The following is a 26,281-nucleotide window of genomic DNA, read 5'->3' on the forward strand; positions in this document are numbered from 1 at the left end:
AGGCGGCGGGTAGCCCTTCTTCAATTCCATGGTACTCATGGAGTGTTCTATAGCATCCCCTATTATTCACTGCTCTCAATCCTGCAGAGCTACAGGCGGCGGGAATGCTGAAGAGGCGTGCATTATTCCGATTCAACCCCCGGATGGCAAGTTGCCTCTGCCACGCCAGGTTAAAAAATGTTCAGCTGGTCCCTTGAAATTACCTCGCTTGAACCTATCTATAGAGCCAACACAGTAACAACCCCGTGAAGGGAAGGGAGGTGTCAAATGGCTCTGGTTCCACGCAGTAATTTGTTTGATCTCGACCGTTTCTTCGGCGACCAGTGGCCGCGGTGGACGGATAACGAAATGGGCGATTTTTTCGCTCCGCGGGTGGATGTCCGCGACGCGGAGGATCACTTTGAAATCACCGCTGAATTGCCCGGTGTGAAGCGGGAGAATATCCAGGTTCACGTGACCGACGGCATTCTTACCCTGGAAGCGGAAAGCTCCCAGGAAGACAAGGAAGAGCGCGAGGGCCGGGTCATCCGCCAGGAGCGGCGCTACGGCAAGTTTCGCCGCAGCTTCAACCTGGGTGGGGATGTCCACGAGGAAGATATCAAGGCTTCCTTCGTCGACGGTGTCCTCAAGCTGGAGGCGCCCAAGGTGAAGGAAAAGCCGCCGGCCCGGCGTCGCATCGAGGTCAGCTAGGCGGAAATACAGGCCAGTGGCCGGGGCATCCCAGGTTGTGCAGGTTTGTGCAGCCCGGGTTTCCCGGTCCACACTCTTTCAACCGTTCGTTGAGAACTCTCCGGAAGGATTTGCCGGGTTACAAGGCGCTCATCTTCTCCGGCTTTCCCCAGGCCAGGTAAAGCTGGTTCAGGCGCTTCCGGGCCTCTTCCAGCAGGTCCGGGTCTGCTGTCGCTCCCTCTTCCATGTACTGGTAGCTTTCCAGTAATAATGGCTCCGCAGCGGCGTAGTTGCCCGTGTCTACCAGGGCCATGCCGTGGACCCCAATGGCTTTAATCGTCATTTCGTGGCCCTCTGACAGCGAAGCCCGCAGGTCCGTTTCCGCTTGTGCCGCCAGCGGCAGCGCTTCAACAGCCCGGTGCAGGTCCAGCAGAGCCTCCGCCAACGCCATCCGGGTTACCGCGGTGCTGGGGTGTGTCGTCCCCAGTTGTTGTTCCTGCAGCGTCAGTGCCCTGCGCAGCAGGGGCTCAGCCTGGTCCGCATAACCTGCCTCGATTTGCCACTGGCCCAGCATTCTCAGGGTAAAGGCGACGTCCGGATGCTCCTTGCCCAGTGTTGTGTACTGCATATCCAGCGCTTCGTTGGCGATGACAAAGGCCTGTTCGGTGTCGCCGCTGTCGTGCAGGGTGCGGGCGAGATTGGTCATCAGTTGTGCGATCGCCGGATGTGAGTCCCCAAGCAATTCCGTCTGCATGGTTATAGCATCTACGTAGAGTCGCCGAGCATCATCGTATTTGCCTTCAAGACGATAGGTTTGCGCCAGGTTGCCCATGGTGATCGCTATCACCGGATGGGCGCCGGGATACAATTCCCGGTTCATATCCAGCGCCTGGGCATAGAGGATTTCCGCTTCCTGGATGCTGCCTTCGGTTTCCAGAATCAACGCAAGGTTGTTGATGTTTTCAGCGAGGTCGGGGTGCGGGTCGTTGCCGAAAATTTCCCGGCGCAGCCGCAGCGCTTCGCGCAACTGCTTCTCGGCTTCATCCATGTTGCCCTGGTCGAACTGGTTGAGCCCGACTTCCTCGATGGCGTCGGCAACAGATGGGTCATTCTTGCCATACAGCCGAAGTCGTTCCTCCAGGACTTCCCGCAACAGTGGTTCCGCTCGGGCGTATTCGCCCTCGCGGTAGTAGAGTTCGGCCATCGCCGCGGTAATGTCGAGGTGCAGCACGCTGTTTCCCTGGCCTGCGGCTTCCAGTTCCTGCAGGGCCTGCCGGTACAGCGCGTCCGCGTCTTCATAGCTGGCCTGCTCGGTGGTGACGTTGGCCAGGTTGAACAGGGTGTTGGCGCTTTCCTGCGGTGTCGGCCCGGAGAGCCTGTCGCGCAGCGCTACCGCGTCGCGCAGCATGCCGCTGGCGTCATCGTAGAGGCCGAGGTTGGTGTACACCTTGCCGATGGTATCCATCAGGCTGGCCTGGATGGTGGGCTGGTCACTCAGCTCATTGCGGATACGGTCCGCGCCGCGGGTCAGGATTTCCCGCGCGGTAATATTGCGTCCGCGAGCCTCGCCGGGGTCGGAAACGGCAAACAGGTCGATCATGAAGCTGGCGGTCTGCTTGGCGGTTTCCGCCTCCTGTTCCGCCCGCACCCGTTGTCGCTCGGCTTCGATACGCGCGATCACTGCGGTGGCCGCGAGCCCGGTGGCGAACAACATGCCGGCCACGGCTGACACGGAGATCCACGCCAGGCGCCGATTGCGGCGTTGCAGTTCCCGCTGCCGCAGGTCGTCAAAGCCGAGGCCGAGCATGCCGGCGATAAGCTTGATGCGGGCGTTGGCTTTGCCGTCCTTGCCCGGGCGCACGTCCGCCGCAATGGGTTCGGCCGGTACGTCACTGAGCTCGCCATCGGCACCGAGCTGGAAGCGCAGCGCTGCGGGGAAGCATTCCTGGTCATCCTCGCCGGGAATACCGCTGGAGTAGGGCTCGCCGTCGACAATCAGGGAAAAAATGCGCTCCGACCGTCCCATGCGCTTGTAGGCGAGAATTTCCTCATTTACCCAATGGGAGCGCGCCGAGGCGCGCGAGCAGATCACGATCAGGGTCGCCGAGTCTTCCAGTGCGCTGGTCAGTTTCTCGCCGAGGTCTGTCGCGCTGGCCAGCTCCTCGCGGTCGCGAAACACCGGTGCGAGTTTCGCCGGCACCGTGCCGAGAGCGGTTTTTTGTCCCACCAGGCGGCGGGGAATCCGGTAGGTCTCGAGCGACTTGTGCAGCCAGCGGGCCCAGTCCTCGTTGGCGTGCGCGTAGCTGATGAAAGCGCGGTACCGGTAGCGGGATTCAGTCATCGTTGCGGCTGCCCAGGCGGCAGACTTTCAGCTGCTGCAGGTGCAGCAGCGCGGGAATCCTGCGGATATTGTCGCGGTCCTTTTCCTTGTCGGCCTCGGTCAGGGCTTCCCAGGGCACCAGGTCCGGGTGCAGCATCTGGTCCTCGTCGCGCTGCTCGCCGTAGCTGTAACCGGCCAGGTACTTGTCTGCCATCCAGCGGTGGTGTTCCAGCCGCGCCAGTTGTTCAAGGGTACTGGCGTCGGGCGGAAAGGCGATTTCCGCTGCCGAGGCCAACTCGCTGTAGGCAGTGCAGCCACACAGGCGCAGCTTGATGTCGATGTGCGCCGCAGCGCGCTGGTTGGCGCGCTTCTTGTGCGCGGGCAGCTCGGACCAGGGGATGAGAGAGGCGTTGTTGCCGGCATTTTCCCCCCGCGCGATCTGGGTCCGGGCGTAATCGTTGTGCAGTGTCCGCGCCATCAGGTCGAGGGCCTCGTTGACCACAACGTCAATTGTCAGGGTTTCGTCGAGAATCTCGAAGTATTCGATCGGTTCGTGGACGGGAAGTCGCGCCTTGTTTTCCCGGATCGGTTCGAAATCGTCGTCGATGATCTCGGCGAGGAAGTTCTGCTGGTTCAGGCAGACCACAAAGTTGAGCGGCGGCAGCTTCGCCAGGCGCCGCAGGCGGTTCAACCGCCGCGCGCAGAGAATGCCCTCGACATCCTGTCGCATCGCCACATAGCAGACCTTGAAAGTGGACTGCGCCTGGATTTGCCGCCAGTAGTCCTCGTCGATGGTCAGCGGGTCGGCGTAGATGAATTCGATCTCGAGGGTTTTCGCCAGGTGTGGGTAGCGGTAAAGGAAGCGCCCGACTTCCTCCTCGCGCTCGGGCGAGCACAGCACCGTGGCCCGCGGCAGGCGGAAGTCGGTGTAGTGGGCGGTGAGGGCGGTCTGGATAATCAGTTCCCGCACCAGCGCAGTGAACCCGATAAACAGCACATGCATGGGCTCGCAGCTCGCATCGACGGGCCGGTGGTAGAGGTCCGGAGCGCAGAGCTGGAAGATATTGCGGGCGAAGGTTTCGCGACGATTGAACAGGCGGATGGCGAAGCGCGGGCTGTTGGTCTCGAAAAAACTGTGGGCGCTGAACACCTCGTAGATGTCCGGGGTATCCACGCACATGAAACAACGCAGGCCGAGGTGTGCCGATTCCGTACCGACGGGTTGCTCATGGCGTTCGGCGATCTGGTCCAGCTTTTTTACCTCCCGGTCCTTGAGGCGCCGCGTCAGCCGCTCGGCAGCCTTGGCAATCGCGATGTTCGCCTTGTCGTCACTGGTGCACAGGAACAGCTCCTTGGCGTACACCACGCGCGTATCGTGCAGCACGAGGGGGTCCATGGCGTTGCCGTGCACGGTAATCGCCCCCATGTGCTTGAGTTCCGCCACCATCGGGTTCAGCGGGTCGTTGTCGATGACGACGACCCCCTTGTCACTGTTGAGCAGGTAGTCGCGGGCGATGCGGAAGCCGGTTTCACCGATACCGCAGATCACCACGAAGCGCCGCTTCCGGGACAGCAGCCAGTACAGCGACACCTGGTGATCGACCTGGCTCCACACGGCCTTGGCCGCGGTGTAGAGCAGTATCATCGGCGCCAGCGCGCGAGCTACCTGCAAATGCAGGGGCCAACCCGTGGTGGCGTCCGGCCCTTCGAAGACGAACAGTTGCAGGCTGGCATAGACCACGTCCCACCAGGTGTGGCTGCCGTCCGGGTTGGAGAGCAGCATGACCTGGGTATAGCCGAGGCAGGCTAACAGGAAGGCTCCCACCGCGAGCATACCCACCAGTGTCCACTCGTGGCGGGAGAAAAAACTCGCCGGTTTCTTGCCGAGGTTGTGTTCGGCGCGGTGAGATGGGTTGGTAACGCCGGGCATCAGCAATTCCCTGCTGTATGGTTTATTTCACTTTAGACTAGACGCATTGACCGACGACGCAAAGTCATGGGCCGCGCGGGAATGCGGCCCGGGCATCGCAACTGGTGCGATGCCCGGGCCGGGTGTGGTGCCTGCCAGGTATCAAGGGGTCGATGGGCAACCGAAATAGGGCAGGCAGGTATCAGAGGCAGGTACTTCGTCGTACAGCAGGCCGGTCCCTGTATAAGTCAGCCACAGCAGGTGTTTGAGTTCCGCCTTCAGGTGACCGATGGTATTGGCGGGCACCGACTCATCGCCGAGGTCGTCCTCGGTAAAGGGCGTATTGGCCTCGCTAATCGGGTAGGCGGTAAAGGCCAGGTCGAAGTAGCAGCCGCGCAGGTCTTCGTAGAGGTGTGATCCGGGGTCATCCAGGCGTTCCAGGAAACCCAGTATGTAGCCTGCCACATCGTCGAATTTGTCGCGCTCATAGTTGTCGCGTATGTGGTTCAGGTAATACTGCAGCGTGGATTGCGCGGTGCCGTTGCGGTTGATGCAGGGGAATACCGTTTGCACGTACTCCTCGATATGGGTGAGGCCCTGGTTAAACAGTTTGTGGTAGAAATCGGACAGTTCCGCGTCGGTGTCATCTCCCACTGTATAGGTTGCCTCTGGAAGTGCGTGGCGCAGTTGGTAGGCAAATATGGATACGCCGCCGCGTGAGGGACGAGTGCTGCCACAGGGGCCGACTGTCGCTTCCCGCGGCGCCGGGACGCCATTTGGATCAAGGTCGATCATCCCGTCGCTATTGAGGTAGGGAATCTCGTCGTAGGGGGGAGTGGTAGGGGTGCCGTCACTGTAGATGTTGTTCGGTACCTGCAAAACCTGCGGGCGTCGGGCGGGATCTGGTGACCTGCAGGCATAGTCGGGATCATCTCCATCCTCAATGATCATCTCGATCACATCCGCATCGATTTCCAGGTCGCTCTTCAGCACCAGGAACTGGATTTTCGGGTCGTCAGAGGGGTAGCCGCAGTAGTCTTCGGGTACGACGAAGTCGGGTTTGCCATTTCCTGTCAGGTCGACATACAGCGGGACCGGGGCGGGTTTGACATCGCCATCACCGCAATAGCCGCGGGTGTCGTCGGCAATAAACACGCCCTGCTTGTAGATCGTCCCGACGAAGTTTTCCCGGGCGTGAACGTCGAGCTTGACGCCCTTGGCGAGTTCCGCCGAGCAGGCGTCAGCGGTCGAGCCCTGTTGGCAATCACCGGCCTGGAATACCACCGGGTTGTTGGTAAATCCGATGACGCCGCAGTCACCGCTGGTGGCGGTGACGGTGGCGCCGGTGATGCGCAGGGGGGGATCGTCCGGGCCCACAAAGGGCACCAGGAATTCATTGTTGGGGTTGGTGTCGCTGGGATCGGGATTGGGGTAATTGGCCGGGTTTTTCCGGCTGAAGGTAAAGGTGGATTGCCCGCCACCGTATTCATCCAGGGTAACTTCACAGGTCTCCCCGTTACCGGATACGACAAAGTCGCTGACCCACATGCCGGTAACATCAAACGCCGCGGCGACGACGTTCGGGTCGTTGGCTGCGTTGGCGATGTTGACCAGCAGGGTCTCGCCCTTTTCCACCCCGGCCAGATAGGGCCGACCGCTGTCGATGCCCACGCCATCCGCATCGATGTCATAGCCGGGGGGGGCGGGGTAGGGTGGTTGGTCGCAGGTGTCTGCTGTAAGGTCGCCGCCCAGTGCGGAGAGGTGCACGATACCCCACTCAAAGTCCTTAAAGGCGGAAGTCCGGAAGTCGATATCGATGGTCGGGTTGTCGGGGTCGCAGGGCGGCGCTGACATCGGCGTGCCTTTGGTGAGCAAGGTGCTCCTTGGTGCAGCTTCGATGGGTGCGGTGAGGCAGGCAAAAACAACAAGACCAATCATCCGCAAAGCGAATGACGCCCCGTGGGAGTGCGTAAGCATGGGTTTCGCTCCTTCGGGGTTCGCCAGAAGAACGCCCGAAAAAATATTGGCCAGGAAAGTCCCTCTCCAGTCCACCTGCATGGTAATCCCGGCCGAAAATCACCACGCTTGCGCGACACGCGTTCAGGGTATAGACAGGAAACAACTGCCCTGACGGTATCGGGATTTGCTGCGTGAGTTGCCCTGATGCTGCTCTGCGGGAACAGTGTCAGAGAGCGAGTTTTTGTTTTCGCAGCTTCGGGGGTCCAGCACGCCTTGGTTCAGACTAGTTTATGTTGGTTCTTTTGCCTAGTGGATTCTGGCTATTTTTTAGTCAGCCTGGCCCGGAGACGCGATGTTGGGTCTGGTGTGGGGCAGTAGGGAAGCACTGGCCAGTCTTGCCTGGCAGCTAACTGATCAGCATGGCCCGGATAATCCTGCGCAGCAGCAGCTTGTGCCGCGCGACGTTTTCCGGGTCGTCGATTTCCCCGCAGCCGAGTAGGCGGAACTGCCCGGCGGACTGGACGTAGCCGGTGACCAGGCTGAGGATCGCCAGCAGGTTCAGGACCAGGGTATGGCGGTCGATCTCCCGGCCCAGCCCGAGCTCGTTGATACCCTCCACCCCGCGCTGGAACACGCTTTCCAGCCAGCCCTGGTAGTGAGTGGCCAGCCCGGGATGGCCGCCAGCCAGGGCCTGCTGCAGCAGCGCCGCGCGCTGGGGGCGCTCTATCAGCAGGTCGCTGACCAGGGAGGGCAGGTCGGTATAGTCGGGCAGGCCGCTGGCGCCGTCCAGGCGCAGGTTGATCGCAGTGGTAATTGGAGACAGCGCTCGCCGGAGCACAGCGTCGTAGAGCTCCTGCTTACCGGCGAAATGGTTGTACAGGCCGGGTTCGCGGATGCCTGCGCCGTCGGCAATCTGGCGCAGGCTGGTACCGGCGAAACCCTGGTGCGCGAACATCTCCTCAGCCACATCGAGAATACGCGCAGCCGTGCGCTGGCCCTTGGTGCGGGGTGGTTGCGGGGTGCTGAATGAAGATAAGTTATCGACCATTCGCTAAAATCTAGCCCATTTTGTGAGTCCAGTCACATAAACCAGGGAGTTTTGGTAGCAAAATCCGCCAAAAAATGAGCAATTGATAATAAATCCGGGGAATGGTCGGGGCGGCTGTTACCGCCGGCAGCGCTTCCCGGTTGCGGGCAGGAGCGAGCGAGAAATTGCCGGGAGCCCTTGCATTCACGCGTGACGAGTATCACGCTACGGCCCATCGGGGCTGCGTGCCCGACATACCATTGGACTGCTGAAGGTGTTAAAGAAACTACTGTCCCACGCCCGTTTGATCGCCCCTGTCGTCGCGTTGTTTGTCGCCTGTCCCGTGCTGGGCCAGGCGCTGGAGGGCGCCCGGCTGAGCCAGGCTCGCGAAGACTACAGCGCGGCACGCAAGGCGCTTGTTGGCAGCAACCCGGGTGACTACCAGGCGCTGCGCTCGCGGCTGGACAACTACCCCCTCGCGGTATACCTCGATTACGAACAGCTCAGCAGGCGCCCGGGCGAGGTCTCGCCGGAGGAGGCCGCGCGATTTATCGGGGACAGTGCCGATACCCCCCTGTCACTGCGTTTCCTGGGCAACTGGCTGCGCCAGGCCGGCCGGGAGCGCCGTTGGCAGGATTTTCTCGCCGTCAACGCCGGCGAACCCAACAGTCTCGACCTGAAGTGTTATTACTTTCGCGCCCGCCTGGCCACCGGCGACCCGCAGGCCGCCTGGGACGGCGCGGCGGGCCTCTGGGTCCATGGCAAGTCGCGGCCCGAGGAATGCGACCCGCTGTTCGACGCCTGGATGAAAGCCGGGCAGCTCAACGACGAGCTGGTGTGGCAGCGCCTGCTGGCCACCTTCGACGCGCGGGAAGGTTCCCTGATGCGCTACGTGGCGGGCCGGGGCAGTGCGTCCTTGCAACCCTGGTCCGAGCGGCTGCTGTCGGTCTACGCCAAACCCTCGCGCATGCGCAGTGTGCAGTTGCCGCCGGATGAACCCCGCTCGGCGGACATCGTCGTCCACGGACTGGCCTACCTCGCCCGCTATAACCCGGCGCAGGCACTGGATTACTGGCTGCGCTACCAGGAGGAAATGGAGTTCAGCGGGGACCAGCGCCACTACGCCGAGCACGCCATTGCCCTGCGCAGCATGTTCGCTGAAACGGCGGCCAACACGGACTGGCTGCAGGGTGCCCTGGCGCGCCTCAAAGACGACGAGCTGGTCGAAATCCGCCTGCGCTGGGCAATCGGCGAACAGGACTGGGCGGTGATCCGCGATACCCTGCCCCTGCTGTCCGAGGCAGGGCAGGGCAGCGCAACCTGGGGTTACTGGCGCGCGCGTACCCTGTCCCAGGCAGGGGACGACAAGACCGCTACCGAGCTGCTGCGCACGTTGTCCGGCCAGCGGGAATTTCACGGCTTCCTCGCCGCGGACCGCATCGGCGCCGACTACAGCTACAATGACCAGCCGCTCGCTGTTGCGCCCGGCACCCTCGACCAGCTGCGCCAGCTGCCGGCGGTGCAGCGCATCGAGGAGCTCTACTACCACCAGCGCGAACGCGATGCCCACGCCGAATGGTACATGCTGCTGCAGGAAACCGCGGACACCGCGCAGTTACAGGCGCTCACCCAGTTGGCCTTCGAGGAGGGCTGGTACCGGATGGCCATCGACGGGGCATCCCGCGCCAGTGCCTGGGATGCCCTGGCGGTGCGGTTTCCCACCCCCTATTGGGACATATTCCGCAAGAACGCGGCGGCCCAGGGGCTCCAGGGCACCGAGCTGATGTCCATCGCCCGGCGGGAGAGCGCGTTTTTCCCGGAGGCCAATTCGCCCGCCGGCGCCATGGGCCTGATGCAGATCATGCCGGCCACCGGGCGGCATGTGGCGAAGCAGCTCAAGCTGCCCTTCCAGCCCGCCGACCTGTACCGGGTGGAATACAACGTGGAACTGGGCAGCGCCTATTACCGCGAGTTGCTGGACCGCTTTGGCGGCAACCGGATATTCGCCCTGGCGGCCTACAATGCGGGCCCCCACCGGGTGGATCGCTGGCGCAATGGCCGGGGAGAGCAGGTGCCTGTGGATATCTGGGTGGAAACGATTCCCTACCGGGAGACGCGGAATTATGTGCAGGCCGTGCTGGCCTATAACGTGCTGTTCCAGCACCGCCTGGGCGAGCGCCCGAGCCTGCTGACGGAGACCGAGCGTTCCGCGTTCTACTGACGCGGACGCGCAGGGGCGCAGGATTCCCTCCCGGGCATCTGGCGATTGCCCGGTGCTGCTGCTTGCCCGGCGGCCTGTTGGCCTAGGCGGATTCCCGCGCGCGTTGCACCGGTGCCATGCCGGCCTCCTTGGCCAGTCCTGCCCGCTGGTACAGCAGCCAGGCGATGGCGGTGCAGTAGCTCAGGTTGGTCTGCAATTCACCGTCCGGGTCGCTGAGGAACGCGCGCTGGCTGGCCAGTCCGCGGACACGGCTGGCCATGTCCGGGTTGAACGCCAGGAAGCGGTCCCACAGGTCCCGATGTTGTGCGGCGGTGATATTGAAGAGCCCGAGTCCATCGTTGCGCGCCGAGAACAAGCCCAGTTCCGGTGCGTTGACCGCGGCTTCGAGCAGGAAGGCCTCGCAAGCCGGTGTCCATTTCCCCAGGTATTTGAGGGTCGGCCGAATGACCTGGTCCCTCAGGTGCTCTGCAGTAACATACATAACCTACTTCCTCGCAGGGATGTCACATCCGTCAGAAACTGCCGTTTTACTTCGGTTATGTGGCCAGGTTTGTTGTAGGCGAGGAAACATGCCCCTGTTTTCCCCGCAGTTCCGGGCTCACAGGGTAATTTTTAGCACAGAAAAAAATAAAATCCAATAAAAATAGAAAGTTGCAGGTTTTTATTAATCCTAAATAACGGGATACGCTCCTAACTGGGGGTGGGGCGGTGTTGGTTGGTGAGAGTAACTCCCAGAAAAATTCAATAAAAAATAGTTAAAATCGCCTAAAATACGAAAAAATTCAAAAATAGCCTAGCCGCCGGCGATTTTCACCGTGTAGCCACTTTTTTCCAGTTCACTTTTGATGACCTCGCGCTGGTCGCCCTGGATTTCGATCGCGCCGTCCTTGATTGCGCCGCCGACACCGCATTTCTGCTTCAGGGTTTTGGCCATGGCCTTGAGTTCCTCGCCGGCCAGGGGCAGGCCGCGGACAATGGTGACCACCTTGCCGCCACGGCCCTTGCTCTCCCGGTGCAGGCGTACGATGCCGTCGCCGGCCGCTGCGGCCGCCTGGTTACGGCACTGGCACTGCGCCACCGGGGCGTGGCAGCCGGGGCAGAGGCGCCCCTGGTCCGTGGAGTACACCAGTCCGCCGCGGGGTTTGTTCTGTCTGGCCATCGGTTCACCCTGTGCATATCGTTCGCGCGGCAGTATAGTAGCGCGCGAACGGGTGGGGAACAGTCGGAGCGGGCATGGCGGAATCACGGGACACAGGTGCGCTGGAGCACATCGAGGCGCTGCAGACCCAGCTGGCGTTCCTGGAAGACACCGTGGCCCGCCTCAACGATGCCCTCGCCAGCCAGCAGCGGGAAATCCTTACCCTGCGCGACCAGCTCACCCTGCTCAAGCATCGTCAGGACGAGCTCCAGCACCGGCAGGAAGATGGTCCGGGTTCGGTGCTCGACGAGCGGCCGCCCCACTATTGAGTGGGATTTTCCGGCCTCATGTAGCGAATTCAGGCTACTTCCTGCCGCGCCCGGGCCGCAATCATTGCTACCGACCGGCCATTCCGATATAACTACACAAACGGCCTGAGTACCCAGAAGACTTTCGCCGTTGGCGTTCGGCCAGAGGGATACAAGCAGCACGTCATGTACCGCTATTGCGTAGATAATGCCGTAACCTACAGTCCAGAAGATATTGTCCTGTTCCGCGAGTCGCCCTTCGCCAGCTGGATGGAGCGGCTGACCCTCGAAAATCCTGATCACGGCATTGCACCGGATGCCGACAGCCCGGCCCCCGCAAAACCCCTGGACTGCCAGGAAGAGCTGGCGCAATTGCTGCTCTCCGAGCACAAGCACGTTGAACTCATCAACCCGCAGGACGGGGAGCCGCAGCGGCGCACCGCCACCCTCGGGGCGATGCGCAGTGGCGTGGATTTCATCGTCAACGGGCAGCTCGCCGTCGGGCCGCTGTCCGGTTCCGCCAACCTGCTGATGCGTACCAGCGGCTATTCCGAGATGGGCAACTACCTGTATATCCCCTGTGACACCCAGGCCAAGACCACCCTGTCCTCCGCGTTCCGCCTGTGTTTCCTGGCCGACCTGCTGCACAGCCTGCAGGGCCAGCTGCCGCCGCAGATGCTGGTGATTCGCAGCGGCTCGGATCTCGTGCCCCTGCGCACCGAGGATCACATCTACCACTACCGGGCCGTGAAACAGCGTTTCATGCGCGAGATGGCCGGGTTCCGCAAACACCGCATGCCCGATCCCTCGGAATCGGTGCACTTTGGCCGCTGGTCGCAATGCGCCAACGACGTGATGCGCAAGCGGGTCCTGCGCGAAGCGGAAGAGGAGCAGGTCGCGGAGGAAATTCTTGCGGCCGGGGAGGAGACCGCAGAGCAGGACCTGGCCTCCCTGGTGATGCCGATGCCCGGCCCCCGCCTGTGGCCAACCGGCGCGCCGCCAGCGACCCTCAAGGCGCCCCCGCCGGTGGAAAATCCGGTGCCGGAGGCATTTGCCAGGGCGCCGCTGGCCAGCCCGGTTTCGGCCGTGCCGCGCAGTCCCACAGTCGTGGATCGCGGCGAGCGCGGCGTCGCGCCGCAAAGCGTGGGGCGAGCAGTCCCGCCGCCGGTCCTGCAGACTTCCCCCGAAGTAGCGCCGGGCGACATGGTCCCCGGGGATAGGCCGGTCACCCGCGAAGCCCCGTCCGCGAGTCTCGGCACCGCTGCCCCCAGTGAACGGGCGCCGAACGACGGGGAGGAGAGCTGGGATACGATCAGGATCACCCGCCCGTTCAGCAGCAGCCTGATTACCAGCCCCCCGCTTCCCGGTGGCGAGCAGGACGACGACCCGGCCGGGTAAATGCGCGGTTCGCGCTAGTCTTCAACCCACACCTTGCGCAGCGGCTCCCCGAAATCGTCGTAGATGACTTTACGGCGCGGCCGTGGCAGGCGTGAGCGTTTGGGTTCCGGCGAGCGTTTGAAGCGCTCGCGGCGCCGCGCTTCGATGGCGGCTATGACTTCGGGGACCGGAGTGCGTTCGCTTTTCGGTTCGGTAAACAGGCGCTGGTTGAGGAATAGCAGGGGGTCGTCAGGGCCCTTGCCGCTGGTGCCATTGGGAATTTGCTGCACCTGGCCGCCTTTTTGCAGGAAATGCTCCGTGGCGCTTTCCAGTTCGGCGCGCAGTTCGGCTTTTGACACAGGTTTCTTCACGGATCCCGATTTCCCTGTAATCACCGCCCGGGGGCAAAACGTTTAGTATACCCCTGCGCCGGGGGAAAGACAGGGCGTAAGGCCGGAAAAGCGCCGACTCGCGGATCCCTTGCTCTGGCAAGGTAATTGGGCGGCCCCCAGTTTTCGGTTTTCTCCACGCGCCCGCTCTGGTTTAATGCTCAGCTTTAATTGTTTGGGACCCTCAATGCGTACAATCCGCTCAGCGCTGGTATTCCTGTGGATTGTTGTTTCTGTCATTCCCATGGGGCTGGGCCTGCTGGTCTGCTCGCTGTTCCTCGACGACGAAAAGCTCTGGTGGTGGTTCGGTATTCCCTGGGTGCGCGGCGTGGTCGGCGCCGCGCGGATCGTGGGCGGGGTGCAGTACCGTGTGCAGGGCGCGGAGCACCTGCCCGCAAAGGATGACATGCGCCGCATCGTCCTGTGCGCCAAACACCAGTCCACCTGGGAAACCTTTTTCCTGCCCGGCATGATGCCGCACCCCTGTTCCTACGTGTTCAAGCAGGAGCTGCTGCGTATCCCGGTGTTCGGCTGGGCGCTGGGCCGCCTCAACATGGTCCATATCGACCGCAGCCAGCGCAAGAAGGCCTGGGCCAAGGTCGCCGAGCAGGGCCAGGTGCTGATGGATCGCGGTCGCTGGATAATCATTTTCCCCGAAGGTACGCGCACCGAGCGCGGTGAGCCGGGTGAATACAAGACCGGCGGTTCGCGGCTCGCCATTACCACCGGTGCCGATATCATCCCGATTGCGGTGACCTCGGCACGCTGCTGGCCGCGGCGCTCGTTTTCCTTTATACCCGGTGTGATCGACGTGTCCATCGGTGCGCCCATTCCCTCGGCCGGTCGCGAGCAGGGTGAACTGATGGCGCAGGTCGGCGGGTGGATCGAAGCGGAAATGCGGCGACTCGATCCGCAGGCCTACAGCGCCGCCTGAGGCGCTGGACTGCCGTTACTGTCCCGGCTCATTCGAGCGCTTTCTCCAGCGTTTCGCACAGCGTTTCCAGTATCCGCACCCGGGCATGGCGTTTGCAGTTGCCCGCAATCAGGTGCCAGCGCGCGTGTTTGCTGTCCGTCATGCTGACCATCTGGTTTACCGCCGCGGCATAGGCGGGCCACTTTTCCCGGTTGCGCCAGTCCTCATCGGTAATCTTGTAGCGCTTGCGGGCCTCCTTTTCGCGCGCCTGGAAGCGCTCGAGTTGTTCCTCGGCACTGATGTGTAGCCAGAATTTGGCGACGATATTGCCGTGCTCGACCAGGTCGCGTTCGAAGTCGTTGATCTCGTCGTAGGCGCGCTGCCACTCGGCGTCACTGGCGAAACCCTCCACCCGCTCAACCAGTACCCGTCCGTACCAGGAGCGGTCGAACAGGGTGGCGCGCCCGTCCCGTTGCAGCCGGCGCCAGAAGCGCCAGAGGTAGTGGTAATCGATCTCCTCGTCACTGGGGGCCGCGATCTGTACCAGGGTATACAGGCGCGGGTCGATGGCCGCGGTCACCCGACGGATGGCGGAACCCTTGCCGGCGGCGTCCCAGCCCTCGAAGGCGACGACCAGGGAGCGCTTGTCCCGGTAGGCCCGCCAGACGAGGTCCTGCAGGCGCTCCTGGTTGTCGGCAAGGCGGGTTTTGTAGTCACTGGCGGACAGGGATTTCTGCAGGGGAACGGCGGCGAGATAATCCACCGGGGCGGCCAGGGTCGCGAGGCTGGCGCTGGCAGATTTGCTGTCCAGTCGCGCGCGCAGGGCGCCGAGAATGATTTCCCCTGCGGTCAGTTCCCGGGAATTGCGATCCTCGGCGTCGATCACGTGCCAGGGGCATTCCACGCTCTGGGTCTGTTGGATCAGGCGGGCGGCGGCTTCCAGGGTGGGCTGGTAGAGGCCGCGCAATTCGTAGGGATTGTCAGTAACACGGGGGTTCTGCTGGGTTTTGGGCGCCTTTTCCTCGAGTTGCCGGCGCTGGGTCGACTCGGAAATGTGCAGCCAGAGCTTGATGAGGATCGCGCCATCGGCGGTGAGTTGATGCTCGAAACTGCGAATGCGCCGCGCCGCATGGTGCAATCCGTCGTCGTCGATGGTGCCGTCCACCCGGTGTTGCAGCGGTTGCCGGTACCAGGATCCGAGGAAAATGCCGGTGTGGCCGCGCGCTGGCAGCCTGCGCCAGTAGCGCCAGAAATAGGGGCGCTCCTCCTCCTCGTCGGAGGGGTCCCAGAAGGTATTGGTTTCAATCCGCCTGGGGTCCATCCACTCGTTGAGCCGGTGCACCAGCACCCCTTTGCCGGCGCCGTCGACCCCGGCGATCACCAGGATGACAGGGCGCCCGGAGTCCGCCAGGCGAAATTGCTGTTCCAGCAGGTCCTCACGCAATTGCTCGATGCGCGACTTGTAGTGGTCCGGGTCGATGTCGTAACGGACCGCCCATTGGTCAAACTTCATGCCTTCCATGTGAGCTGCTCTGTATACTCGCTGCAGTGGGTGGCCGGATTGCCGGCCCGCTGCAGAAAGAGTAGCCCACGGCGGCGCAGGAGTATGCCCCCGGCGTATTTTTGCCACCCACCTGTGGCTATAATCGTAAGCCCGTACCAATCGGGAAGTCCGCGGTGAGAGGAACACACAGGTTTGAACGGCAGCAATCGCACATTCCAGGGCCTGCTCCTTGCGTTCCTGCTCAGTTCGCTGCCGCTTTCCGGATATGCCCAGACCCTCAAGCTGGAACTCACCGGTCTCGACGGTGACCTGAAATCGAATGCCCTGGCCTGGCTCGGCCAGCTGCCCGAAACCGCCCAGGCGCGCTCCAACTACCTGCACAGCGCCGAGGAAAAGGTCGGTAACAGCCTGCGGGCACTGGGTTACTACCGGCCGCAAATCGACCTGCACCTCGAACGCCTGCAGGAGCCCTGGACCCTGCGTATCGACGTGGTCCCCGGTGAGCCGGTACACCTGCGCGAGGTGGACATCGAGGTCACCGGCGCCGCCAGCGAGGACCCGGCATTCCGCAAATACCTGGAAAACACCGGCCTCAAAACCGGCGACGTCCTCAACCATGAGAAATATGAACAGGTCCGGCGCAAACTCAATGCACTCGGTCTGCAGCACGGCTATTTCGACGGCGAGTTCACCCGCAGCCGGGTCGCCGTGGAAGCGGTGGGCGGTACCGCGGATGTGGAGCTCCACTATGCGAGCGGCCAGCGCTATCGCTTCGGGGCGCTGGACTACGATCGCCAGGAGTTCGTGGAGGAACTGGTCGAGCCGCTGGTCACGGCGCGCGAGGGTGAACCCTACGACCAGGCGCGGCTGCGGGAAAGCCAGATCCAGTTGCAGCGCACCGGGTATTTTTCCACGGTGCTCCTGCAACCCCGCCTGGATGCCGCCAGCCAGGGTGAAGTGCCGTTGAAATTGCAGCTCTTTCCGGCCAAGCGCCACAGCTTCGATGTGGGCATCGGCTACAGCACCGATACCGAGGAGCGGGTAACCCTGGCCTGGCGCACCCCGCGGATCAATCGCTGGGGGCACAGCCAGGAAACCCGGCTGCAGTACTCGCCGATCAATCCCAGCGGCCGCGTCACCTACAGCATCCCGATGAGCCACCCGCTCAACGATACCCTGCAGTTTTCCGTGCGCGTCGAGGACAACGAATTCGGCGACCTCGAGAGTCGCCAGCACGAACTGGGCGGGCGCCGGGAGTTCAAGAGCGGCAACTGGATTTACAGCTACTCCCTGCGCGCCCTGCGCGAAAGCTGGAACGCCGCAGGTGAGAGCCGCGAAGGCGATTACGTGCTGCCGGGCTTTTCCATTTCCCAGCGCCTGCGCAAGGGCAGCCTGGTCAATCCTTCCGCCGGTTTCAGCCAGTGGTACCGGCTGGAGGGCGGCAGTGACCAGTTCGGTTCCGACGTCGACCTGGTCCGGGTGCTGGCCAACTACGGTTACATTCACAGCTTTGGCGAACGCCACCGGGTGGTGCTGCGCTCCGACCTCGGCGCGGTGGTGATGCAGGACAGCAAGCGCCACGATCTCGCACCGTCGCTGGCGTTCTTTGCTGGCGGCAGCCAGAGCCTGCGCGGCTACGGTTACCAGTCGATCGGTTCGGAGGTGGTGACCACCAACGACAAGGGCGAGGAAGTCAGGATCGTGGTCGGGGGCGAGCGGCTCGCCACGGCCAGCATCGAGTACCAGTACACGTTTACCGACAGCTGGCGCGGGTCGCTGTTCCTCGATGGCGGCGATGCCTTCGATGCGCAGGATTTCGAGTTTCACGGTGGCGCGGGTGTCGGCATCCACTACCTGACGCCGGTGGGCGCGGTGCGCTTCGAAATTGCCAACCCCTATACCGACGACAACCCGAACTGGCGGGTGAACCTGGCCATTGGAGCAGAATTTTGAGGGCGCTGGGCTATGCCGTGCTGGTCCTGGCGCTGCTCCTGGCGCTGCTCGTGGCATTGCCATTTACCGCCACGGGCACCCGCTGGCTGGTTCAGCGGCTGGATGCGCTGGAAGTTATCGACGCGGGCTACCGGGAGGGCAGCCTGCTGGGCGAACTGCGGCTGTCCCACCTGCGGATCGCGGTTGCCGATGTCACGGTCGCGCTCGACGATATCGCCCTGCAACTGGAGCCCGGCTGCCTGTTGCGCAGTGAGTTCTGCTTTCGCGAACTGCGGGTCCAGTCGCTGGCGGTGGCGGTGGCGGAAACCGCGGCAGCCGACGCCCCGGAGGCAGCTGCACCAGCGGATGACAGCCTGGTCGAGATGCCCTATCCCCTGAAGAGCGACGCACTCGAGGTGGTGCACGCGCGGGTGAGCTGGCCCGGCGGGCACTGGGAGCAGCGCGGCCTCAGGGCGGCGGCGAGCTTTGTCGGTCCGCTGCTGCGGGTTTCCCGGGCGGAACTGGACACGGCACAACTGGTCGTTGAGCCGGGCGAGGACGAGGGGCCCTATACCGGCTTCGAGCCGATCCGTATTTTCCTGCCGCTGCAGATCGAATTGGACTCCCTGCACTTGCGGGAGGGGCAGCTGGACCTCGCCGGCTGGACGCCCGAGCTGCAGGGGCTGGAACTGGCCGGGGAGTGGCGGGGTACCCGCCTGGCCCTGGGCAGCCTCGCGCTGCAGCGTTTCAGCAGCGACGGGCTCGCCCTGCAAACAACGGCCGGCAGTGGCTTGCTGGATTTTTCCGCCCGCTGGCCGATGCGGTGGGCGCTGCACGCGACGCTCGCGGGGGACGCGCTGCCCGCGGCCCTGCGCGAGCGCGCCATGTCGGTGGATGTGGACGGGGATTTTGCGTCCCTGCAGGTGGCGTTAGGCGGCAGCGGCGATCCCGACCTGTCGCTGGCGGGCACCCTGGATATCCTCGCCGCGGGGCTGCCTTTCTCCTTCCTCGGCAGTGCCGGCTGGCCGGCGGGCAGCACCCTGGGCAGTGTGGCGGGTGTCGCGGAGCCATTCGCTGCCCTGCAACTGGAAACGCCTGTTCGCTTCGAGGCGAGCGGCAACCTGGAGGCACAGGTCCTGCAGTTGTCGGCTGCTGCCAGCGGGCTGGGCTACAGCGCGCTGGACCTGCAGGCCATGGCCACACTCGAAGCGGGTGAACTGAAGATTCAGTCACTCAGCCTGGGCGATAGCGGCAGCGGGTCCGATGTGCAATTCACCGGCAGCCTGGCGCTGGCGACACCCTGGCAGCTGCGGGGCAAGTTGGTCAGCAGCGGATTGCAGTTGCCCGAAGGGTTGCTCCCGGGGGCGGGTCGCCTGCAGGGCGAGGCGGAAGTGGAGGCCGGCGGCGAGGCGGAGTCCTGGCAGCTGCGCTTCCCCGCCATCGACATCGAGGGCAGCGTCAAGGGCATGCCCGCAAGGGTGAGCGGCTTCGCGGGGCTGGCGGCGGGGCTGCAACTGCTTCCGGCGGACCTCGATGCCCGGCTCAACGGGGCGCAACTCAAGCTGCAGCTGGACGGCCACGGCGGGGCTCCCGACCGCCTGCAGGTCAGCGTGGACGATCTCGGCCGCTGGGTCGAGGGCGCGCGCGGCAGCTTCGAGTTGCAGGCCCGGGGCGCACTGCTGCAGGGCGATGTGGCCCTGGAGGGCAGCGCCAGCGGCGTACTCATGGACAAGTTACGGATGCCCGGGGCAACGCTTTCCGGCCACTGGCGGCGCAGCAGCGGGCAGCTCGACGCACAGCTCGCCGTGCCGGAACTCGAATACACCGGCCAGCGCCTGCAGCAGCTGGTACTAGGATTGCGCGGTTCGGAGTCCGCACACCAGTTGACGCTGCAGGTGGCGGGCGACCTGGCCACGGCTGTGACGGTAGACGGGGGATTGGGTGCCGGGGGGTGGCGGGGGGTGTTGTCGCCGCTGGAACTGGCCACACGCTCCGGTCCGTGGCGGCTGGCGGAGCCGGTGGCACTGGCCTGGGAATCGCGTACCTCGTCGGTTTCGCTGGCGGCGCACTGCTGGCAGCATCCGGAATTCGAACTCTGCGCCAGGCGGGCCCAGTTTGGCATGGTCGGCGATGTCGACGTGCACCTGACTGGCGATGTCGAGGCCTTCAATGGCCTCCTGCCGCCGGACCTGCGCGTGAAGGGGGCGCTGGACAGCGCGCTGGCGGCGAGCTGGGGGCCGGATCGCAGCGTGCAAGTGACGGCCAGCGGGCAGGCTTCCGATGTCACCATCACCCGCCTGTTCGGCCTCGGGGAGAGCGTCACCCTGGCCTGGGACCTTGCCGAGCTGCATGTCCAGCGTGGGGAGGACAAGGCGCTGGCAGTCGACGGCAGCATCACCCGCAACGGGCGCCGGGTGGCGTCCATCAGGGCCACGCTGCCGGCCGAGGCCAGTGGTGAACTCGACGGCGATCTGCAACTGGATGCCCTGCATCTCTCGGCCTTCGCGCCCTGGGCAACCTTGTTTTCCGATCTCGATGGGGAAGTGTCCGGCAGTGTGCAGCTGGGGGGACAGGTGACATCACCGAGCCTGACCGGCGCCCTGGAACTGGCCCGGGGCCATGCGCTGGTGGAGGGCAATCCCACCGCCCTGACCGACCTGGCGCTGACGGTAAACCTGGCGGGACACGCAGGCAGGCTCAGCGGTTCCGGACTGTTGGGCGACGGCCCGGTGCAGTTGCAGGGAAGTTTTGCCTGGGAGCCCGCCTTGAGTTTCGACCTGGCCATCGACGGCGAGAACCAGCGAATTTTGCTGCCGCCCTCGTCGGAGGCGCTGGTCTCGGAAAAGCTGCAGCTCGCCTTTGCCGGCAACATCCTCGACCTGGACGGAACCATCCAGGTCCACGAAGGGCTGCTGCGTCACGAGGAACTCCCGGAGGGCGGCGTCGCCCTGTCCCCGGATGTGGTGGAGGTGGATACCGCGGGCAATGTCGTGGCGGAAAGCCAGCCCTTCCAGTTGCGCACCGACCTGTCGATCAGCATTGCGGAAAAGTTTGCCGTGCGCGGCAAGAATATCCAGGCGGTACTCGGCGGTACCCTGCAACTGGAGCAGCAGCCGTCCACGCCAACCCAGCTGTTCGGTTCACTGAATATCGCCGGGGGTGAACTGAACGCCTACCGGCAGCGGCTGGAAATCCGCCGCGGCACGGTGGATTTTTCCGGGCCGGCGCAGAACCCAACCCTCGACGTCTCCGCGGAGCGGCGCATCCGGGCGGACAATGTCACAGTGGGGGCGCACGTCTACGGGCCGCTGGAATCGCCGCAGCTGGATATTTACTCGGACCCGCCGATGTCCCAGAGCGAGGCCATGTCCTACCTGATTCGCGGGCGCGGCCTGGATGCGGGCGCCGGGGCCGACGGCGCGGCGCTGGCCCTGTCGGTGGGGGCGGACGTGGTCAACCAGAGCGGTATCGTCGAGGGCCTGAACCGCTTGCCGCTGATCAACAACGTGGCCTTCGGCTCCAGTGGTGAGGAGGATGAGACCGCGGCGACAGTCGGCGGCTACCTGGGGGACAGGATCTACCTCTCCTACGGGGTCGGCCTCTACGAGCCGATCAACGAGTTCACCGCCAGGTTGTATTTACAGAGCCGCCTGTGGCTGGAGGTGGTGAGCCGGCTGGAGAACTCCGTGGACCTCTACTACTCCTTCGATATCAACTGACCGCGCGGCGGGGAAGCGACGAAACGGTTGTCCCGCAGCAACCCCGGCCCGCGCATCAGCCTCAGGTTTTCGGCAGGATGTAGAGTTCCACCCGGCGGTTGGTCGCGCGGCCCGCCTGGGTGCTGTTGTCGGCGATCGGCTGGTCGAAGCCCATACCCTGCACCAGCATGCGGTTGCGGTCTACGCCGCGGGTGGCGAGGTAGTCGGCGACACTGCCGGCGCGGCGCTCGGAGAGGTTCTGGTTGTGCTGGCGGCTGCCGGTGTTGTCGGTATGGCCGGTCACGCGAATGGTGGTATCTGCGTATTTCCGCAGCACTTCGCCGACGGAATTCAGCACCGGGTAGAAGCCGGAGCGCAGGTTGTAGGAATCCGTGTCGAAAGTGATATTGCCGGGCATGATCAGGCGCAGGTTGTCGCCTTCACGGGAGACCTGAACACCGGTGCCCTGTAATTGTTCGCGCAGCTTCGCTTCCTGTACGTCCATGTAGGCGCCGACGCCCGCACCGACAACGCCGCAGCCGAGCGCGGCGTTGCGCGCGTGTTTGCCGGACTCGATGGCACCCACCAGACCGCAAACCACGGCGGCCCCGGCGCCGTAGGTGGCCGCCTTGCTCGCCTGCTGTTCGCCGGTGTAGGGGTTGGTGGTACAGGCCGCCAGTCCCAGGGCGAGGAAGGCAGTCGATAGTCCGGTAACCAGGGTGCGCATAGAGTGTTCTCCGCAGGTAAAAAAAGGGGCTAACACAGTGGCACTGGCGCCACTGTGGGTAAAGTTAAAAAGTGTAAAAGCGCGAGTCTGTGGTCAGCCGGCCAGCGCGGCACGGGCGGCGGCCAGGGCCCTGCCGCTGGCGATGTCCGCGCCCTGCTGGCCGAGCACCGATTCCAGCGCGGTCAAACAGGTGATGACATTGCGCTCGCTGCTGGCGTGGCCCATCAGGCCGATGCGCCAGGTCTTGCCGGCGAGCGCGCCGAGGCCGGCGCCGATCTCCAGGCTGAAGTCGTTGAGCAGGGCCGCGCGCACCGCGGCGTCGTCCACGCCCGCGGGAATGTTGACCGCGTTGAGTTGCGGCAGACGGTACTTCGGCGCCACCGCCATGGTCAGGCCCATGGCCTCGAGGCCGGCGACCAGCCCCAGGTGGTTGCGCAGGTGGCGCTGCCAGGCGTTTTCCAGCCCTTCCTCTTCCAGCATGATCAGCGACTCGTGCAGCGCGTACAGGGCGTTGACCGGTGCCGTGTGGTGGTAGGCGCGCTTGCTGCTGCCGCCCCAGTAACCCATCACCAGTTGCATGTCGAGGAACCAGCTCTGCACCCTGTGCTCGCGGGACTGGATACGTTCGACCGCGCGCGGGCTGAAGGTAACCGGGGAAATGCCGGGTACGCAGGACAGGCATTTCTGGGTGCCGGAATACACCGCATCGGCGCCCCAGGCGTCTACCGAGACCTCGATGCCACCGAGTGAGGTGACGGCATCGACAATCGACAGCGCCCCGTATTGCTGCGCCAGCGCGCACAGGGCGGCGGCGTCGGAGCGGGCGCCAGTGGAGGTTTCCGCGTGCACGAATGCCAGCACCGAGGCTTCCGGGTGGGCCTGCAGCGCGGCTTCCACCTTGTCGAGGCTGACCGGTTGGCCCCAGTCGTCCTCGACCATCACCGCGGTGGCGCCGCAGCGCTCGACGTTCTCTTTCATCCGGCCGCCGAACACGCCGTTCTGGCAGACGATCACCGTGTCGCCCGGGGAGACCAGGTTGACGAAGCAGGCTTCCATACCGGCGGAACCCGGCGCCGACACCGGCAGGGTCAGCTCGTTAGTGGTCTGGAAGGCGTACTGCAGCAGCCCCTTGACCTCGTCCATCAGGTGAATGAACTGCGGGTCGAGGTGGCCGATGGTCGGCCGGGCGAGGGCGCCCAGCACCCGGGGTGAAATATCGGAGGGGCCCGGGCCCATCAGGATACGCTGGGGCGGGTGGAAGCTGCTGGTCATGGCATGCGGTCCTCGAATCCGTGTTTCTTTATTGGCTGTTCATCGGTGTCTGTCGCAGGCAGCGGGAGACTCATCCGGGAGGGATTGGGCGACCGCAGGTACAGCGGACGCCCCTCCGATACCTGTCGTACGGCGAAAATCAGTCGTCACCGACTTCCTCGACGCGGGCCTGGGCTGCGGCAATCCTCGCGATGGGCACGCGGAAGGGGCTGCAGGACACGTAGTCGAGGCCGAGGCGGTGGCAGAAGCGAATGGAGCGGGGGTCGCCACCGTGCTCGCCGCAGATGCCGTACTTGATGTTTTTCTTCACCCTGCGGCTGTCTTCCACCGCCATTTCCATCAGCCGGCCCACCGCGCGCTGGTCCAGCGAGACAAAGGGGTCGGAGTCGATCAGCTTCTTGTCGAGGTAGTCCGGAATAAACTTGCCGGCGTCGTCGCGGGAGAAACCGTAGGTCATCTGGGTGAGGTCGTTGGTGCCGAAACTCATGAACTCCACCGCCGGCGCCAGGCGGTCCGCGCCGAGGGTCGCGCGGGGGGTTTCCATCATGGTGCCGACCTTGTAGGGCACGGAGATGCCGGTGCCGCGCAGCACTTCCTGGGCGCCGCGGTCGATGATCTCGGTGATCATGCGAATCTCGCGGACGTTCACCACCAGGGGGATCATGATCTCCGGCCGCGCCTTGTAGCCCTGGCGGGTGGCCTCGACGGCGGCGCCCATGATGGCCTTGACCTGCATCTCGGTGATTTCCGGGTAGACGATCGACAGGCGGCAGCCGCGGAAGCCGAGCATCGGGTTGACCTCCGACAGGCTCTCGGTGATTTCGCGCACGGTTTCCAGGGGTTTGCCCACCGCCTCGGCCAGCTCGCGCATGTCTTCCTCGGTGTGGGGCAGGAACTCGTGCAGCGGCGGGTCGAGCAGGCGGATGGTGACCGGCAGTCCATCCATCACCTTGAACAGTTCGAGCATGTCCTCGCGCTGGAAAACCAGCAGTTCTTCGAGGTATTTCTGCCGCTCCGCGCTGGTCTCGCTGAGGATCATCGCGCGCATTTTCTCGATGCGTTCGGCCTCGAAGAACATGTGCTCGGTGCGGCACAGGCCGATGCCCTCGGCGCCGAGTTCCCGCGCGCGGGCCGCATCTTCGGGGGTTTCCGCGTTGGCGCGCACCTTGAGCTTGCGGTGCTTGTCGGCCCAGGACAGCAGGGTCTGGAAATCGTCAGAGGAACTGGCGGCGATCTTCGGAATGTCGCCGAGCATCACTTCGCCGGTGCTGCCGTCGAGGGTGATGACGTCGCCGCGTTTCAGGGTGATACCGTCGTGGCTGTGGGCAATGCCCTCGGCGACATTGATATGCAGGCTGCCACAACCGGTGATGGCGCAAACCCCCATGCCGCGGGCGACCACCGCCGCGTGGGAGGTCATGCCGCCCAGTTCGGTGAGGATGCCGGCGGCCACCTTCATCCCGTGGATGTCCTCGGGGGTGGTCTCGCGGCGCACCAGGATCACGCTGCGACCCTTGGCCGCGACTTCCTCCGCCTCGTCCGCGGAGAACACCACCTCGCCGGTGGCGCCGCCGGGGCTGGCGGGCAGGCCGGTGGCGATGATGTCGGTCTTGGCCTCGGGATCGACGGTGGGGTGGAGGAAGGCCTCCACGTGTTCCGGGGACACCCGCAGCAGGGCCTCGCGCTCGCTGATCAGGCCTTCGCCGACCATGTCGACGGCGATCTTCACCGCCGCGCGGCCGGTACGCTTGCCGCTGCGGGTCTGCAGCATGTAGAAGCGGCCTTCCTGTACCGTGAACTCCAGGTCCTGCATGTCGCGGTAGTGTTTTTCCAGCATCGCCTGGGTCTTGAACAGTTCGTCGTAGACCTCGGGCTGCCTCTCCTGCAGCGCGGCAACCGGCAGCGGTGTGCGGATACCGGCGACCACGTCCTCGCCGGCGGCGTTGAACAGGAACTCGCCGAAAAAGCTGTGCTCGCCGGTGGAGGGGTTGCGGGTGAAGGCCACGCCAGAGCCGGAGTCGTCGCCGAAATTACCGAAGACCATGGCCTGTACGCAGACCGCGGTACCCATGGTGTCGGGGATATTGTTCATTTCGCGGTAGATATTGGCCCGCGGGGTATGCCAGGACTTGAATACTGCCTCCACCGCCAGCTTGAGCTGCACGAAGGGGTCCTCCGGGAATTGCACCAGGGTCTTGTAGGTGGCAATGATGGCCTGCCAGTCCTCGGCGGACATTTCCACGTCCAGGGTCTTGCCGTGGGCGGCCTTGTACTTCTCGATCTCGTGCTCGAATTTCTCGCCGGGCACACCCATCACCACGTCGGCGAACATGCCGATGAAGCGCCGGTAGGAGTCGTAGGCGAAGCGCGGGTTGCCGGTCTTGGCGGCGAGGCCGGCTGCGATTTCGTCGTTGAGGCCGAGGTTGAGGATGGTGTCCATCATCCCCGGCATGGAGACCGGCGCACCGGAGCGCACCGAGAACAGCAGCGGGTTTTCCGGGTCGCCAAAGCGTGCGCCCATCTTCTTTTCCACCAGGTCCAGGGCCACCCGGTATTCCTGTTCCAGCAGTCCGGGCAGTTTGTTACCGGAGTGGAAATACTCGCGGCAGGTATCCGTGGTGATAACGAAGCCGAAGGGTACCGGCAGGCCCAGGGTGGTCATCTCGCAGAGATTGGCGCCCTTGCCGCCGAGGAGTTCGCGATCATCCTTGTTGCCCTCGCTGAAGAGGTAAACCCGCTTTGCCATGATTGAGTCCCGCCGTGAAAGTTACCGAACTGGAGAGGGGCAGAGTATACGCGAACATCCGTGCTGGTCGAACGCGCAAATTCCCCCCGGGGAGGATACGCGTTCGCCGGCGTGACTCAAATTCGTTAATAAAATACTGAAAATTCAGCTTCGCGGGACTTGCGGCCACGCT

General features: G+C 64.0%; 18 protein-coding genes. 7 read left to right on the plus strand and 11 right to left on the minus strand.

From position 1 onward, the window contains the following. The first annotated feature begins 267 nt into the window (after positions 1-267). Entirely contained in the window at positions 268-690 is a 423-nt protein-coding gene (locus ACNKU3_RS02605; protein WP_418257849.1) for an Hsp20/alpha crystallin family protein, read from the plus strand. Positions 691-808: 118 nt separating this feature from the next. Here the strand turns inward: ACNKU3_RS02605 and ACNKU3_RS02610 are convergent, their stop codons facing one another. The 4 genes from ACNKU3_RS02610 to ACNKU3_RS02625 form a co-directional block, all read right to left on the minus strand. Next, positions 809-3,010, minus strand: coding sequence for a tetratricopeptide repeat protein (locus ACNKU3_RS02610; protein WP_418257850.1), 2,202 nt, complete (start codon positions 3,008-3,010; stop codon positions 809-811). Further along, a complete protein-coding gene (locus ACNKU3_RS02615; RefSeq protein WP_418257851.1) occupies positions 3,003-4,919 on the minus strand; it encodes a RyR domain-containing protein in 1,917 nt (638 codons plus the stop codon). Before ACNKU3_RS02615 ends, ACNKU3_RS02610 begins: the two co-directional genes overlap by 8 nt. Positions 4,920-5,060: 141 nt before the next feature. Beyond that, positions 5,061-6,773 (minus strand): hypothetical protein, encoded by a 1,713-nt coding sequence (locus ACNKU3_RS02620; protein ID WP_418257852.1) that lies wholly within the window; start codon positions 6,771-6,773, stop codon positions 5,061-5,063. Positions 6,774-7,263: 490 nt separating this feature from the next. Continuing rightward, complete coding sequence (locus ACNKU3_RS02625; protein WP_418257853.1) at positions 7,264-7,905, minus strand: TetR/AcrR family transcriptional regulator; 642 nt, start codon at positions 7,903-7,905, stop codon at positions 7,264-7,266. A gap of 253 nt (positions 7,906-8,158) precedes the next feature. On the opposite strand from ACNKU3_RS02625, the gene ACNKU3_RS02630 reads away from it, so the two are divergent. Further along, a complete protein-coding gene (locus ACNKU3_RS02630) occupies positions 8,159-10,105 on the plus strand; it encodes a transglycosylase SLT domain-containing protein (RefSeq protein ID WP_418257854.1) in 1,947 nt (648 codons plus the stop codon). A gap of 82 nt (positions 10,106-10,187) precedes the next feature. On the opposite strand, the gene ACNKU3_RS02635 is transcribed toward ACNKU3_RS02630, so the two are convergent. Then, entirely contained in the window at positions 10,188-10,586 is a 399-nt protein-coding gene (locus ACNKU3_RS02635; RefSeq protein ID WP_418257855.1) for a hypothetical protein, read from the minus strand. A 312-nt stretch (positions 10,587-10,898) separates the two neighbouring features. Then, positions 10,899-11,264 (minus strand): translation initiation factor Sui1, encoded by a 366-nt coding sequence (locus tag ACNKU3_RS02640; protein WP_418257856.1) that lies wholly within the window; start codon positions 11,262-11,264, stop codon positions 10,899-10,901. A 74-nt stretch (positions 11,265-11,338) separates the two neighbouring features. On the opposite strand from ACNKU3_RS02640, the gene ACNKU3_RS02645 reads away from it, so the two are divergent. After that, positions 11,339-11,572, plus strand: coding sequence for a SlyX family protein (locus ACNKU3_RS02645; protein ID WP_418257857.1), 234 nt, complete (start codon positions 11,339-11,341; stop codon positions 11,570-11,572). Positions 11,573-11,737: 165 nt separating this feature from the next. Further along, positions 11,738-12,949 carry a hypothetical protein gene (locus ACNKU3_RS02650; RefSeq protein ID WP_418257858.1) on the plus strand — a complete coding sequence of 404 codons (1,212 nt, stop codon included), beginning with the start codon at positions 11,738-11,740 and terminating at the stop codon, positions 12,947-12,949. A 14-nt stretch (positions 12,950-12,963) separates the two neighbouring features. Here the strand turns inward: ACNKU3_RS02650 and ACNKU3_RS02655 are convergent, their stop codons facing one another. Continuing rightward, the gene (locus ACNKU3_RS02655; RefSeq protein ID WP_418257859.1) at positions 12,964-13,287 is read right to left on the minus strand and encodes a hypothetical protein; all 324 of its coding nucleotides are present in this window, start codon (positions 13,285-13,287) and stop codon (positions 12,964-12,966) included. 217 nt (positions 13,288-13,504) lie between these two features. On the opposite strand from ACNKU3_RS02655, the gene ACNKU3_RS02660 reads away from it, so the two are divergent. Continuing rightward, positions 13,505-14,251, plus strand: coding sequence for a lysophospholipid acyltransferase family protein (locus tag ACNKU3_RS02660; RefSeq protein ID WP_418257860.1), 747 nt, complete (start codon positions 13,505-13,507; stop codon positions 14,249-14,251). A 28-nt stretch (positions 14,252-14,279) separates the two neighbouring features. Here the strand turns inward: ACNKU3_RS02660 and pap are convergent, their stop codons facing one another. Beyond that, entirely contained in the window at positions 14,280-15,743 is a 1,464-nt protein-coding gene (gene pap / locus ACNKU3_RS02665) for a polyphosphate:AMP phosphotransferase (protein ID WP_418257861.1), read from the minus strand. Positions 15,744-15,926: 183 nt separating this feature from the next. Between pap and ACNKU3_RS02670 the strand changes: the two genes are divergently transcribed. Both ACNKU3_RS02670 and ACNKU3_RS02675 read left to right on the plus strand, forming a co-directional pair. Beyond that, a complete protein-coding gene (locus ACNKU3_RS02670; RefSeq protein WP_418257862.1) occupies positions 15,927-17,687 on the plus strand; it encodes an autotransporter assembly complex protein TamA in 1,761 nt (586 codons plus the stop codon). Continuing rightward, positions 17,684-21,385 (plus strand): translocation/assembly module TamB domain-containing protein, encoded by a 3,702-nt coding sequence (locus tag ACNKU3_RS02675; RefSeq protein WP_418257863.1) that lies wholly within the window; start codon positions 17,684-17,686, stop codon positions 21,383-21,385. Before ACNKU3_RS02670 ends, ACNKU3_RS02675 begins: the two co-directional genes overlap by 4 nt. Before the next feature lie 61 nt (positions 21,386-21,446). Here ACNKU3_RS02675 and ACNKU3_RS02680 read toward each other — a convergent pair whose 3' ends face one another. From ACNKU3_RS02680 to ppdK, 3 genes are all read right to left on the minus strand, one after another. Continuing rightward, positions 21,447-22,091 (minus strand): OmpA family protein, encoded by a 645-nt coding sequence (locus tag ACNKU3_RS02680; RefSeq protein WP_418257864.1) that lies wholly within the window; start codon positions 22,089-22,091, stop codon positions 21,447-21,449. A gap of 93 nt (positions 22,092-22,184) precedes the next feature. Beyond that, on the minus strand, positions 22,185-23,363 hold the full coding sequence (locus ACNKU3_RS02685) for a pyridoxal-phosphate-dependent aminotransferase family protein (RefSeq protein ID WP_418257865.1): 1,179 nt from the start codon (positions 23,361-23,363) through the stop codon (positions 22,185-22,187). A gap of 139 nt (positions 23,364-23,502) precedes the next feature. Next, a complete protein-coding gene (gene ppdK, locus ACNKU3_RS02690) occupies positions 23,503-26,109 on the minus strand; it encodes a pyruvate, phosphate dikinase (RefSeq protein WP_418257866.1) in 2,607 nt (868 codons plus the stop codon). Positions 26,110-26,281: the final 172 nt, after the last annotated feature.

Source organism: Haliea sp. E17 (genome assembly GCF_048323675.1).
Taxonomy (GTDB): domain Bacteria; phylum Pseudomonadota; class Gammaproteobacteria; order Pseudomonadales; family Halieaceae; genus Mangrovimicrobium.

Bases quoted from the DNA above. Each gene is read 5' to 3' on its own strand.
- ACNKU3_RS02605 (WP_418257849.1), top strand. From the start codon at position 268: ATGGCTCTGGTTCCACGCAGTAATTTGTTTGATCTCGACCGTTTCTTC.
- pap (WP_418257861.1), bottom strand. From the start codon at position 15,743: ATGAAGTTTGACCAATGGGCGGTCCGTTACGACATCGACCCGGACCAC.
- ACNKU3_RS02660 (WP_418257860.1), top strand. From the start codon at position 13,505: ATGCGTACAATCCGCTCAGCGCTGGTATTCCTGTGGATTGTTGTTTCT.
- ACNKU3_RS02650 (WP_418257858.1), top strand. From the start codon at position 11,738: ATGTACCGCTATTGCGTAGATAATGCCGTAACCTACAGTCCAGAAGAT.
- ACNKU3_RS02615 (WP_418257851.1), bottom strand. From the start codon at position 4,919: ATGCCCGGCGTTACCAACCCATCTCACCGCGCCGAACACAACCTCGGC.
- ppdK (WP_418257866.1), bottom strand. From the start codon at position 26,109: ATGGCAAAGCGGGTTTACCTCTTCAGCGAGGGCAACAAGGATGATCGC.
- ACNKU3_RS02625 (WP_418257853.1), bottom strand. From the start codon at position 7,905: ATGGTCGATAACTTATCTTCATTCAGCACCCCGCAACCACCCCGCACC.
- ACNKU3_RS02645 (WP_418257857.1), top strand. From the start codon at position 11,339: ATGGCGGAATCACGGGACACAGGTGCGCTGGAGCACATCGAGGCGCTG.
- ACNKU3_RS02635 (WP_418257855.1), bottom strand. From the start codon at position 10,586: ATGTATGTTACTGCAGAGCACCTGAGGGACCAGGTCATTCGGCCGACC.
- ACNKU3_RS02685 (WP_418257865.1), bottom strand. From the start codon at position 23,363: ATGACCAGCAGCTTCCACCCGCCCCAGCGTATCCTGATGGGCCCGGGC.
- ACNKU3_RS02610 (WP_418257850.1), bottom strand. From the start codon at position 3,010: ATGACTGAATCCCGCTACCGGTACCGCGCTTTCATCAGCTACGCGCAC.
- ACNKU3_RS02640 (WP_418257856.1), bottom strand. From the start codon at position 11,264: ATGGCCAGACAGAACAAACCCCGCGGCGGACTGGTGTACTCCACGGAC.
- ACNKU3_RS02680 (WP_418257864.1), bottom strand. From the start codon at position 22,091: ATGCGCACCCTGGTTACCGGACTATCGACTGCCTTCCTCGCCCTGGGA.